The organism is Vibrio sp. 070316B (assembly GCF_013114115.1).
GTDB classification, from domain to species: Bacteria; Pseudomonadota; Gammaproteobacteria; order Enterobacterales; family Vibrionaceae; genus Vibrio; species Vibrio chagasii_B.
The window spans coordinates 23,943-37,203 of record NZ_VTYC01000012.1 but is presented as its reverse complement, the minus strand read 5'-3'; the positions used below and the strand labels follow the sequence as shown (position 1 = coordinate 37,203).

Below are 13,261 nucleotides of genomic sequence, written 5' to 3'. Positions count from 1 at the left end.
AGCTTGCCACCGTATACTCTGGCTATCTTTGATTATTCTTGTGAACCAACATGTTTGATATCGCTCTATACGAACCTGAAATTGCACCCAATACGGGTAACATCATCCGCCTATGTGCTAACTGCGGCGCAAACCTGCATTTAATTGAACCACTTGGCTTTGATTTTGAAGAGAAGAAAGTTCGTCGTGCTGGCTTGGATTACCACGACCTAGCGCGTGTTAAACGTCACAAGAACCTAGAAGCTTTTCTTGAGTATCTAGAAAATGAACGCGAGGGTGACTTCCGCATCTTTGCCTGCACCACTAAAACCACAGGTCACCACGTCGATGCCAAGTTCCAACAAGGCGATGTATTGATGTTTGGCCCAGAAACACGCGGCCTGCCCGCTGAGTTCATCGAAAGTATGCCAATGGAGCAACGTATTCGCATTCCGATGATGCCAGACGCACGCAGCCTGAACCTATCCAATGCTGTAGCAATCATCGCGTTTGAAGCATGGCGACAAATGGGCTTTGAAGGCGCGGTATAACCAACCCCTTAAACACCTATTATCCGTAATCGCTAATACGCAATAAAAAAGGCTCTTACCATTATCTCTTTCTTACGAAGGATAAAGGTAAGAGCCTTTTCAGTTGTTGTCTTTCTATCTAAGTAAAAAGGTTAGTTTAAGCGGTTACGATCGTTATCGTCGTCTTTCTTCTCAAACTCACCTTCAAAGGTGTTGCCGCCTTTTGATTGGTCAAATGGGTCGCGGTTAAATGGATCATCTCCAAATGGACTCTGACCAAAACCAGCTTGTCCGCCAGCGTGGAAACCGCCAGACATGTTTTTAACCACCATTTTTTCCATCATTTTCTTAGCAATCATGGCTCTTGGTGCTGGCAACAATACCAACATACCCAGAGCGTCTGTCATAAAGCCTGGAGTCAACAGCAGTACGCCAGCCACCGCCAGCATCACACCTTCAAGGATCTGCTGTGCCGGCATCTCGCCTTGTTGCAAGCGACCTTGAACAGACATCAGTGTTTGAATGCCTTGGCTACGAACCAGTGAGGCACCAACAAATGCAGTAATCAACACTAACGCAATAGTTGGCCACAATCCTAAGAAGCCACCAACTTGAATAAATAGCCCAATCTCAATGATGGGTACGAAGATAAATAGTAATAATAAGATAGGAAACACACGCCCTCCTTTGTTGCTTTCAGTTTACGCTGAAAGGTCTACCAATCTCAAATTTATCCTGTAAATAAGCGTGTTTATTGACCCAAATTAACTTTGCGAAATATTGACTAAACAAAAGCGAAAAAGGTGATCAACTTACTATTTTTATGCGCTAGGTACAGTATCATGTGCCACATAAGTCAGGACGGATTTATCAGCCCAATATTCTAGCGAACGGAGTATTTGCACACAGAATAGGCTAATAACTAACTATATAATCAGAATTATTCTCTAAGGATCCTGTTATGGCTACTCTATCAGAAGCACAAGTTGATGCTCCTCAAGCTACTCGTCTCGAAGAAGATCTTTTAGGTCAACGTCATGTTCCGGCTGATGCTTACTACGGCATCCACACCCTACGCGCAGTTGAAAACTTCAACATCTCAAATGTAACGATCTCAGATGTACCTGAATTCGTTCGCGGTATGGTGATGACAAAGAAAGCTGCGGCTTTAGCAAACAAAGAGTTAGGTGTAATTCCTAGCGAAGTGGCTAAATACATCATCCAAGCTTGTGACCTCATTCTAGACACTGGTAAGTGCATGGATCAGTTCCCATCAGACGTTTTCCAAGGTGGTGCTGGTACTTCTGTAAACATGAACGCGAACGAAGTGGTTGCGAACGTGGCACTTGAGCTTATGGGCAAAGAAAAAGGCCAATATGAGTTCATCAACCCGAACGACCATGTAAACCGCAGCCAATCAACTAACTGTGCTTACCCAACTGGCTTCCGTATCTCTGTTTACAACAGCGTACTAAAACTGATCGATGCGATTGAATACCTAAAAGGCGCATTCGAGCTTAAAAGCCAAGAATTCAACAACATTTTGAAGATGGGTCGTACTCAACTTCAAGATGCAGTTCCAATGACGGTTGGCCAAGAGTTCCACGCTTGGGCGGTAACCATCAATGAAGAAATCAAAAACCTAGAATACACATCTAAGCTACTGCTTGAAGTTAACCTAGGTGCGACAGCTATCGGTACTGGTCTGAACGCAGCACCTGGTTACCAAGGCCTAGCAGTGAAACACCTAGCTGAAGTAACTGGTCTAGAGTGTGTTCCTGCAGAAGACCTAATCGAAGCAACGTCTGACTGTGGCGCATACGTAATGACGCACGGCGCACTTAAGCGTCTAGCAGTTAAGCTGTCTAAGATCTGTAACGACTTGCGTCTGCTTTCTTCAGGTCCACGTACTGGTTTGAACGAGCTAAACCTACCTGAACTGCAAGCAGGTTCTTCAATCATGCCTGCTAAAGTAAACCCAGTTGTACCTGAAGTAGTAAACCAAGTTTGCTTCAAAGTTCTAGGTAACGACAACACGGTTTCTTTCGCTGCGGAAGGTGGTCAACTTCAACTAAACGTAATGGAACCTGTTATTGCACAAAGCATGTTTGAGTCGCTAGACATTCTAACAAACGCTTGTGTGAACCTGCGCGATAAGTGTGTAGACGGCATTACGGTAAACAAAGAAGTATGTGAAGCACACGTATTTAACTCTATCGGTATCGTCACTTACCTAAACCCATACATTGGCCACCATGAGGGTGACATTGTTGGTAAAATCTGTGCAGAAACAGGTAAGAGTGTTCGTGATGTGGTTCTAGAGCGCGGTTTATTGACCGAAGAAGAACTTGATGACATTTTCTCTGTTGAAAATTTGAAGCATCCTCAGTATAAAGCGAAACGCTACGAGTAAAACTCGCGAGACAGGGCTCCAAACGGAGCCCTTTTTTAGGCTCCAATACGGTTAACCCTGTTTATTCTGTGGTTTTCTGTGTGTTGCACTTTTGCTTAATTGAATCTAAACCATAGAACTATTATCTGAACATTCGAACAACGAGTGGTCACATAATAAAATCTAAATGAGGTGTTAATTATGATTGCAGTAGAACTGTTTATCGTCCTGCTCTTTATCTTCTTAGGGGCCAGAATTGGCGGCATCGGTATCGGCTTTGCCGGTGGTGCTGGTGTTATTGCTCTTTCACTTATTCTTGGCGTTCCAACAAGCCAATCTTTCATCCCAATCGATGTCATCTTGATCATCATGTCAGTTATCACTGCAATCGCTGCAATGCAGGTTGCTGGCGGTATGGACTGGTTGGTACAAATTGCAGAAAACTTTTTGCGTAAACACCCAGAACGCATCACCTTTTACGCGCCAATCGTGACCTTTTTAATGACACTAATGGCGGGTACTGGCCACACAGCATTCTCAACTCTGCCAGTTATTGCGGAAGTAGCGAAAGGCCAAGGTGTGCGTCCTTCTCGTCCACTGTCTATCGCTGTTGTTGCGTCTCAAATTGCGATCACAGCTTCGCCAATCTCAGCAGCGGTTGTAGCTTTCGCAGCAATGCTTGCACCATTCGGTGTTGATTACCTAACACTATTGATGGTTTGTATCCCAACAACCTTCATCGCTTGTATGGTTGGCGCGATTGTCGCGAATTACATGGGTAGCGAGCTGAAAGACGATCCTATTTACCAAGAACGTCTAGAGAAAGGCCTAATCAAACTAGCGACAGATGAGAAACGCGAGATCCTGCCAACAGCGAAGAAAGCAACTTACATCTTCCTAGCAGCAATTGGCTTCGTGGTTTGTTACGCAGCGGCTATCTCTAGCTCTGTTGGCCTAATCGAAAACCCTGCACTAGGTCGTAACGAAGCGATCATGTCGGTAATGTTGGCAGCAGCAGCGGCAATCGTAATGTTCACTAAAATCGATGCAGCGAAAATTTCTTCAGCACCGACATTCCGCTCTGGTATGACGGCGTGTGTCTGTGTACTTGGTGTGGCTTGGTTAGGTTCTACGTTTGTAAACGCACACGTTGCTGAAATCAAAGACGTTGCAGGTGCACTACTGGCTGACTACCCATGGATGCTGGCTCTTGTTCTGTTCTTCGCTTCTATGCTTCTTTACTCTCAAGGCGCAACAACGGTTGCATTAATGCCTGCAGCACTAGCAATTGGCGTAGCACCACTAACAGCCGTTGCTTCTTTCGCTGCGGTAAGTGCACTGTTCGTTCTTCCAACTTACCCTACGCTACTGGCTGCGGTTGAGATGGATGACACAGGCTCAACGCGTATCGGTAACCTAGTATTCAACCACCCGTTCTTCATTCCAGGTGTGGTTACAATCAGTACTGCCGTAGCACTAGGCTTCGCATTCGGTGGTCTATTTATCTAAAAACCACTGATGATATGACTCTAAAAGGAAGCTTCGGCTTCCTTTTTTGTTTGTGGCTTAATTTGATTTTTGATGCCCGTCAAATAACCATGACAAACTTTAAAACTCGCTCAAAAATAAAGTTTGAATAAAATTCCAAGACTATCCAACCCATTCACCATCAATACCTATCAAATCAACCCTCCCCTACTTACCAACTAACCAAACCGAATATTAATCCGAGCTAATTAACCAAAAAACCTTACGATTTTTCTCACATTTTTTAGCCCTTTTACTGGCCACTATTTTTGTGAACAGCACCAAACTTAAATGATTAAGTAAAGAATAAAATAACCGCAGCTAAATTAAATACAACTTCATCTGGATTAGTAAATATCAAATAACTTTAATTTAAATCCCGCAAATCTATATCGTTGGGTAATTTATAAGTGTCAGTGTATTTACAGTCTATAAATCATTAGTCGCTAATTCACATCACTTTTATTTAAGATGATGTAAGGAGATAGCCATGACAACTCAAACGATACCAAGCGAGAAAAAAAAGGGCGGCTTCTTTGCCAACTTTAAATTCCCTTCTGCTTATACCATTCTATTTATTTTAATTGCATTCGTTGCTCTACTGACCTGGATTGTTCCAGCGGGCCAATACGACCGAGCAATGAATGAAGAATTAGGCCGAGAAGTGCCGGTAACCGGAACCTATCAAGCAGTTGAAGGTAACCCTCAGGGCGTGATTGACGTACTGCTAGCGCCGATTGACGGCTTCTACGACCACAATAGCTATGAAGCGGCTGCAATTGACGTTTCTCTGTTCATTCTGATCATTGGTGGCTTCTTAGGGCTAGTTACCAAGACTGGTGCAATTGATGCTGGTATAGAACGCGTCACCGCGCGCCTCGAAGGGCGAGAAGAGTTGATGATACCAATACTGATGGCACTGTTTGCCGCTGGCGGTACTGTCTATGGCATGGCGGAAGAGTCACTCCCATTCTATACGCTTCTTGTACCTGTCATGATGGCGGCTCGCTTTGACCCTCTAGTGGCAGCAGCGACTGTACTTCTAGGCGCGGGCATAGGGGTGCTAGGCTCCACCATTAACCCATTCGCAACGGTTATCGCTGCTAACGCCTCTGGCATCCCATTTACCGACGGTATCGTGCTGCGTGTAGCAATGCTGATTATTGGTTGGGGGATCTGTGTCGCTTACGTCATGCGTTACGCAAGAATGGTGCAAGCTGATCCAAGCAAGTCGATTGTGTATGACAAGTACGAAGAAAACAAAGCGCACTTCCTTGGTAACTCAAGCGGAGAAAAACTGGAATTCACTGCAACTCGTAAGCTGATTCTGACTATTTTTGGTGGCTCATTCGCAGTAATGATTTACGGTGTATCCGTTGCAGGATGGTGGATGGCAGAGATCTCTGCAATGTTCCTAGCGGCGACCATCATTGTCGGTATTGTGGCTCGCATGAGCGAAGAAGAGTTTACCTCAAGCTTCATTGACGGTGCACGTGACCTGCTCGGTGTAGCGCTAATCATAGGTATTGCGCGTGGTATTGTGGTGGTGATGGACCGCGGTATGATCACCGATACGATTCTGTTCTCTGCAGAGCAGATGGTCACCGGGCTCTCATCCGTTATCTTTATTAACGTGATGTTCTTCCTAGAGATTCTACTGTCATTCTTAGTGCCATCGACATCTGGCCTAGCGGTACTGACCATGCCTATCATGGCGCCATTGGCTGACTTTGCAGGCGTTGGCAGAGACCTTGTTATCACCGCTTACCAATCGGCTTCAGGCTTAGTAAACCTCATTACCCCAACCTCTGCTGTGGTAATGGGTGGCTTGGCGATAGCTCGTGTACCTTACGTACGCTGGGTGAAGTGGGTCATGCCATTAGTTGGTATCTTAACGGTGTTCTGCATCATCGTACTGAGTATTGGTGCGCTTATCTAGGCATCTCTTCAACAAACATACTCCCATTCAAAGCCGCTTCCATAGCGGCTTTTTTAGCTCTATCGCTCGCTCAGCCAGTTTTGTCATCACAGCAGACCATAGCGAACTCACCAATTCCCTAGAAGCCCCATATCAACACTCCAACTCATCTGTAAACATCAGAGGCGGAGCTAACAATACAGCGCATTATTTACCAAAGTGATATATGGCAAAATATTTAGTCATTTATTAGCGCTAATTATATTTAACGTTTTATCAAAAGTAACAGTAAAAGATAAGCAAACGCCTAAAACTAATTAAAAAACCCCTCATAAGTCCTATTTTAAAATGTGACCTCAATAACTTTATACGAATTTAATTTGTTAACAGATAATTAATTCCACATTCAAAATTAAATATATAAATAAAAACACTGCATACTTCCACTTTAAGCTCACTTTTATCAATTAAAGTATATTGCATATAAACCCCTACTATTTGGAGTTTACTAATCTGGATTAGAAAAACATGAATAATGTTCCCAAAGAATTCACTATTTAGAAGCAATAGATGATAGCCCAAAGTGCATAAAATTTGTTAAAACCCTTATTTTTAAAGGGCTGCGGGATAAAAAATGATTTGTGATAGATCTCTAAGAATACCTGAGCAGCAGGCGTAATATTAATTCCAGACAAGAGATATGAATAAATAATTCATTATTCTCAACTGAAAATAAATAATTACTTTTAGCAATAAAAGTAATTCAAATATATAAGAGAGAGACGATCATGAGTAAGTTCTATGTAGGTTCTGAAATAGGTCAATTGCGTCGTGTTCTAGTTCATCGCCCAAGACGCGCACTGACTCACTTAACACCATCTAACTGTCACGATTTGCTGTTTGATGACGTACTGGCTGTTGAGCGTGCAGGTAAAGAGCATGACGTATTCACTCAAACACTGCGTGATCAGGGTGTTGAAGTTCTTCTTCTTACTGACCTACTAGCAGATACGCTAGCCGTGCCAGAAGCGAAAGATTGGCTACTGAACTGCCAAGTGTCTGATTACCGCTTGGGTAAAACTTTTGCTAACGACGTACGCTGCTACTTGGGTGACTTACCAAACCTAGAGCTTGCAAAAATCCTAACCGGCGGTCTGTCTTACGCTGAAATGCCTATGAAGTCTTCTTCAATGATGCAAGGCATGTTCACACCAACCGACTTCATTATTGAGCCTTTACCAAACCACCTATTTACTCGCGACACCTCTTGCTGGGTTTACGGTGGTGTATCGATCAACCCAATGGCGAAACCAGCACGTCAACGCGAAACCAACCACGTGCGTGCGATTTACCGTTGGCACCCAACTTTCGCAGGCCAAGACTTCATTAAATACTTCGGCGATGAAGAGAGCATCAACTACGACAACTCAACGATTGAAGGTGGTGACGTTCTGGTTATTGGCCGCGGCACAGTGCTTATCGGTATGTCGGAGCGTACCACGCCACAAGGTGTCGAGCACTTAGCGTCGAGCCTGTTCAAACACGGTCAAGCGAAGCAAGTTATCGCTATGCAGCTACCAAAACACCGCTCTTGCATGCACCTAGACACGGTAATGACACATATGAACGAAGATACGTTCTCTGTTTACCCTGAAGTGGTGAGTAAAGATGTGAAGTGCTGGAACCTAACCGGCGATGAGTCTGGTGCCGTGAAAGTGAAAGAAGAAGGCTACTTCGTTACCGCTATCGAAAAAGCACTGGGCGTAGACAAGCTAAACCTGATCACCACTGGTGGTGACAACTTCCATGCAGAACGTGAGCAGTGGAACGATGCAAACAACGTACTGACCGTTAAACCTGGTGTCGTTGTTGGCTACGAAGGTAACACCTACACCAACGAGAAATACGACAAAGCTGGCATCACAGTACTGCCAATTCCTGGAGACGAGCTTGGTCGTGGCCGCGGTGGCGCACGTTGCATGAGCTGTCCAATCGAGCGTGATGGTATCTAATCACTAAGACGAAACGGCCAAGTTGGCGAAAGCAAATTACCTCAACTTGGCCACAATGAGAGAACACAATTATGACTAAACAAACTGTTGTTGTTGCACTCGGTGGTAACGCCCTACTTCGTCGCGGTGAGCCGTTAGAAGCTGACGTTCAGCGCCGCAATATTGAAACGGCGGTGAAAACCATCTCTGAAATCGCCAAAGAGTACAACGTGGTGTTAGTGCACGGTAATGGCCCACAAGTTGGCTTACTTGCTCTGCAAGGTTTGGAATACAAGAAAGTAAATCCATACCCACTGGATGTACTAGGCAGCGAAACGCAAGGCATGATCGGTTACATGCTGATGCAAGAGTTCAAAAACTATCTGCCAAACCGCAACATCTCATGCATGTTGACCCAAATGACGGTTGATCCAAATGACCCTGCATTTGCCGATCCAACCAAACCGATTGGCCCAATCTACGAAGAAGCAGAAGCGCGTGAATTGGCAGAAAAATTCCACTGGGTCGTAAAACCAGACGGCCAACACTTCCGTCGCGTTGTGCCAAGCCCAAGACCAACCGGCATCGTTGAACATGAAGCGATCACCCAGCTTATCGAAGCGGGTCACCTAGTAATCTGTACTGGCGGTGGCGGCATTCCAGTGAAAAAAGAGCATGGCAAATTGGTTGGTGTCGAAGCGGTTATCGACAAAGACATGTCTGCCGCTTTCCTAGCGAAACAATTGAATGCCGATGCGCTACTGATTCTGACCGACGCAGACGCGGTTTACCTAGATTGGGGCAAGCCGACTCAACACGCACTGCGCAGCACTACACCAGGTGAACTAGCGAAGTTTGAATTTGATGCCGGCTCGATGGGACCAAAAATTGAAGCATCGTGCGAATTCATCCAACAAGGCGGCAAAGTCGTCGGTATCGGTGCGCTCGAAGATGGTTTGCAAATTCTGCAAGGCCAAGCGGGTACCAACATCACCAAAGATTAACCCACTCGCGAGCTTTTCAAAGCTTGCGAGAAAACTGAATCACCGTTTGAACTGAAATTAATACACAAAAATTGAATCGCGCTTTCTTGAATTTTCTTTCCCTGTAACAGGAAAGCGCCTAAATCTAAGAAGGAATACATCATGGCTTTTAACCTACGCAATCGTAACTTCCTAAAACTACTAGATTTCACTCCACGCGAAATTCAACACTTGTTAGATCTTTCAATGGAGCTTAAAAAAGCGAAGTACAACGGTTACGAACAGCCAAAACTAACTGGCAAAAACATCGCACTTATCTTTGAGAAAACCTCAACTCGTACTCGCTGTGCGTTCGAAGTAGCAGCATTCGACCAAGGTGCTCGCGTCTCTTACTTAGGCCCATCTGGTTCTCAAATTGGCCACAAAGAATCGATGAAAGATACCGCTCGCGTTCTTGGCCGTATGTACGATGGCATTGAATACCGCGGCTTCGGTCAAGAGATTGTTGAAGAGTTAGGCGCTTACGCTGGTGTACCTGTATGGAATGGTCTGACTGACGAGTTCCACCCAACTCAAATCTTGGCAGACTTCCTGACCATGACCGAATACGGCCGTGGCAAACAGCTGCATGAAATCAAGTTTGCTTATCTAGGCGATGCTCGCAACAACATGGGTAACTCTCTAATGGTTGGCGCAGCGAAAATGGGCATGGACATTCGCCTTGTTGCTCCTAAGCAATTCTGGCCAGAAGAAGGACTATTGGCTCAATGTCGTGAAATCGCAGAGCACACTGGCGGCAAAATCACCCTAACTGAAGATGTTCAAGAAGGCGTGCAAGGTTGTGACTTCCTATACACCGACGTTTGGGTATCGATGGGTGAAGCGAAAGAAGCGTGGGCTGAGCGCATTAACCTAATGATGCCTTACCAAGTGAACATGGAAATGCTAAAGGCAACGGGCAACCCACACGTTAAATTCATGCACTGTCTGCCAGCTTTCCATGGCGAAGATACCACGGTAGGCAAACAGCTTGCGGCTGAATATCCACAGCTAAAAGACGGTGTGGAAGTGACTGATGAAGTGGTCGAGTCTGAATACTCTATCGTGTTCGATGAAGCTGAAAACCGCATGCACACCATCAAAGCTGTGATGGTTGCTACGCTAGGCAGTTAACAAACGAAACAGTTAATAAAACATAGAAGCAGAGCACTCTCTTATTTACAAACAAGTCGATAAGTTGAGTGCAATAACAGGGAAATGCGGGTGGCGTGCATGGGAGTTTTCCCTTGGATAAAACCCGCATTTTTTTTCATTCGTTTGAAAAGATTATTGCCGAAAAAAGTCGAAGTTCTTCAGCCCCAACAAAGGCTTAAAAAGAAGTGAAAACGCAGGCCAATTTGGCATAAATATCCATAAAATGAATACTTTACATAAACTATTGCGTGCTGTTTTTATCTGAGTATAATCCTCCGCAATTTGTCTAAAGAGAGCAAAAAATGAACCGCAGTTTTGTCGCACATGATTGTCAAACTACACGCCAAAGAGTGGCGTTGGTGTCATTTTTATTTTGTTCTATTGATCGTTTCGAAGCCTCCTATTTTTAGGGGGCTTTTTTTTGTCCGCAATTTGACTGTATGCATAGAAGGAAGACCCGTTATGGCGCATTCGTTATTTAATAAGCACATCATCTCCATTCCTGAGCTCTCTCGTGATGAACTGGAGCTTATCGTCGATACCGCAGCAAGGCTCAAGGCTGAACCAAATCCAGAGTTGCTGAAAAATAAAGTCGTTGCGAGCTGCTTCTTTGAGCCTTCAACTCGAACTCGTCTCTCATTCGAAACCGCAGTTCAACGCCTGGGTGGCACAGTCATCGGTTTTGATAATGGCGGTAACACATCGCTGGCTAAGAAAGGTGAAACACTTGCCGATTCAGTGCAGGTGATTTCATCTTACGTTGATGCCTTTGTGATGCGTCACCCACAAGAAGGGGCAGCACGCTTGGCGTCTGAGTTCTCTAACGGTGTTCCAGTGGTGAATGGCGGTGATGGTGCAAACCAACATCCAACTCAAACCCTACTTGACCTGTTCTCGATTTACGAAACGCAAGGCACACTCGACAACCTCAATGTGGCGTTCGTCGGCGACCTTAAATATGGCCGAACCGTGCACTCGCTGACGCAAGCACTATCAAAATTCAATAACGTACGTTTCTTCTTTATCGCACCAGAAGTATTAGCAATGCCGGATTACATCTGTGAAGAACTGGAAGAGATGGGCATTCAATACAGCACCCACAGCAGTATTGAAGAAGTGGTACCGGAACTGGATGTGCTGTACATGACTCGCGTACAGAAAGAACGCTTTGATGCGTCGGAATACGCACACATGAAATCGGCTTACATCCTCACCGCCGACACATTGAAAGAGGCTCGCCAAAACATGAAGGTGCTTCACCCACTGCCACGCGTCGACGAGATCACCACCGACGTTGATAAAACACCACACGCTTACTACTTCGAGCAAGCTGAAAATGGTGTCTACGCTCGCGAAGCCCTATTAGCCCTAGTTCTAAACGACACTTTATAAGCAGGAGACTCAGTCATGGTAAAACAAACTCAGCTACAAGTAGAAGCGATCCGCAACGGCAGCGTCATTGACCACATCCCTGCTCACCTAGGTATCAAAATCCTCAAGCTGTTCAAGATGCACAAAACCGAACAGCGCATCACCATGGGATTAAACCTGCCATCGTCCGCACTGGGGCACAAAGACCTGATCAAGATTGAGAACATCTTTCTAACCAAAGAACAGGCGAACCAATTGGCTCTGTATGCGCCACAGGCAACGGTCAATCAAATTGAAGAGTACAAGGTAGTGAACAAACTGACGCTTGTACTGCCAGAGCAAATCAACAGCGTCTTCTCATGTCCAAATAGCAACTGTATTTCACACGGTGAACCCGTTGAAAGTAGCTTTAAAGTTCAGCTAAAACAGGAAAATGTGCAGCTAAAATGCCATTACTGTGAAAAAGTATTCTCTCGCGAGATCATGAGTGAAATTCGCTAGCCCTTATCTTCATTAACACCAAGGTTAAAACCTTTCAAAATACATGGATATTTATTCCCAATGCGGAATAAATATCCACTCACCCTAAGAATAAAGCACCAAAATATAAGCAAATAACCAGAATTTTGTTTGGTGATCGCCTTCAAAAAGATAACTATCCTTTAGTGGTAGACTGAATGCATAGATGATCATACATCTCGCATACCCACCCTTCTTTACTTCAGGATTCGTCGGTAAGCCCTAATTAACAAATCGTACTCTACGGCTTTGGGAGTGCGCACGACGCTATGGACAAGCGGTATCACTGTTGACCTTAAGGAGTTGTTCATGAACCCGATCACTGAGCACGGTTGCTTGTATTCAGCTGAAGATAAAACACTGACTGCAGCGTGCAAACGCTTACTACAACAACAAAGCTTCTCAACCCAAAACCAACTGCGCGAAAAGCTAGTCGAGATCGGCTATACCGGCATTAGCCAGTCGACGGTATCTCGTATTTTGTCACAGCTCGGCGTAGTCAAAATTCAGAATGCCTGTGGTAAAAAGGTCTACTGCATTACGGTTGAAAGCGCGCCTGTACGTGTCGATGCATCCATCTCTTCGCAAATCGAATTAATCACTCATAACCAAGCAATGGTGATAGTTAAAACCCACCCAGGTTGTGCGCAGTTAGTTGCAAGATTAGTCGATATCGACCCGCATACTGAGATTATCGGTACTGTTGGCGGCAACGACACCGTGTTAATCATTCCAAAAGACACAACCAATATCGATGCTTGCGAGCAAGTAGTAAAAGCACGCTTAGGTGTGGCTTAAATGGGTTACTGGCAAGGGCTCCCTATGCCTGCTGCAAGGCTGACCCTATCTCGATTACC

At 45.0% G+C, this 13,261-nt stretch carries 11 protein-coding genes; 10 read left to right on the top strand and 1 reads right to left on the bottom strand.

All coding sequences use genetic code 11. The features are described from left to right. The first annotated feature begins 50 nt into the window (after nucleotides 1-50). Complete coding sequence (trmL, locus tag F0251_RS11250) at nucleotides 51-530, top strand: tRNA (uridine(34)/cytosine(34)/5-carboxymethylaminomethyluridine(34)-2'-O)-methyltransferase TrmL (protein ID WP_009844716.1); 480 nt, start codon at nucleotides 51-53, stop codon at nucleotides 528-530. A gap of 131 nt (nucleotides 531-661) precedes the next feature. Here trmL and F0251_RS11245 read toward each other — a convergent pair whose 3' ends face one another. Beyond that, nucleotides 662-1,186, bottom strand: a complete 525-nt coding sequence (locus F0251_RS11245; RefSeq protein ID WP_102426101.1) for an FxsA family protein — start codon at nucleotides 1,184-1,186, stop codon at nucleotides 662-664. 284 nt (nucleotides 1,187-1,470) lie between these two features. On the opposite strand from F0251_RS11245, the gene aspA reads away from it, so the two are divergent. The 9 genes from aspA (at nucleotide 1,471) to F0251_RS11200 (ending at nucleotide 13,202) form a co-directional block, all read left to right on the top strand. Then, nucleotides 1,471-2,922: an aspartate ammonia-lyase gene (gene aspA, locus F0251_RS11240; protein ID WP_061033599.1), complete on the top strand. Its 1,452-nt coding sequence runs from the start codon at nucleotides 1,471-1,473 to the stop codon at nucleotides 2,920-2,922. Nucleotides 2,923-3,102: 180 nt separating this feature from the next. Then, on the top strand, nucleotides 3,103-4,410 hold the full coding sequence (locus F0251_RS11235) for an anaerobic C4-dicarboxylate transporter (RefSeq protein WP_171731004.1): 1,308 nt from the start codon (nucleotides 3,103-3,105) through the stop codon (nucleotides 4,408-4,410). 508 nt (nucleotides 4,411-4,918) lie between these two features. Beyond that, a complete protein-coding gene (locus tag F0251_RS11230) occupies nucleotides 4,919-6,367 on the top strand; it encodes a YfcC family protein (protein WP_105057666.1) in 1,449 nt (482 codons plus the stop codon). A 767-nt stretch (nucleotides 6,368-7,134) separates the two neighbouring features. Further along, nucleotides 7,135-8,358 carry an arginine deiminase gene (gene arcA / locus F0251_RS11225; protein ID WP_061033596.1) on the top strand — a complete coding sequence of 408 codons (1,224 nt, stop codon included), beginning with the start codon at nucleotides 7,135-7,137 and terminating at the stop codon, nucleotides 8,356-8,358. Between the two features lie 71 nt (nucleotides 8,359-8,429). Continuing rightward, nucleotides 8,430-9,341 (top strand): carbamate kinase, encoded by a 912-nt coding sequence (gene arcC / locus F0251_RS11220; RefSeq protein WP_105057667.1) that lies wholly within the window; start codon nucleotides 8,430-8,432, stop codon nucleotides 9,339-9,341. Between the two features lie 141 nt (nucleotides 9,342-9,482). After that, the gene (locus F0251_RS11215; protein ID WP_004737112.1) at nucleotides 9,483-10,493 is read left to right on the top strand and encodes an ornithine carbamoyltransferase; all 1,011 of its coding nucleotides are present in this window, start codon (nucleotides 9,483-9,485) and stop codon (nucleotides 10,491-10,493) included. 483 nt (nucleotides 10,494-10,976) lie between these two features. After that, complete coding sequence (pyrB, locus tag F0251_RS11210; RefSeq protein WP_061033594.1) at nucleotides 10,977-11,906, top strand: aspartate carbamoyltransferase; 930 nt, start codon at nucleotides 10,977-10,979, stop codon at nucleotides 11,904-11,906. Nucleotides 11,907-11,921: 15 nt separating this feature from the next. Beyond that, nucleotides 11,922-12,386 (top strand): aspartate carbamoyltransferase regulatory subunit, encoded by a 465-nt coding sequence (gene pyrI, locus F0251_RS11205; protein ID WP_004737110.1) that lies wholly within the window; start codon nucleotides 11,922-11,924, stop codon nucleotides 12,384-12,386. A 327-nt stretch (nucleotides 12,387-12,713) separates the two neighbouring features. Continuing rightward, nucleotides 12,714-13,202 (top strand): arginine repressor, encoded by a 489-nt coding sequence (locus F0251_RS11200; RefSeq protein WP_004737108.1) that lies wholly within the window; start codon nucleotides 12,714-12,716, stop codon nucleotides 13,200-13,202. The last annotated feature ends 59 nt before the right edge of the window (nucleotides 13,203-13,261 follow it).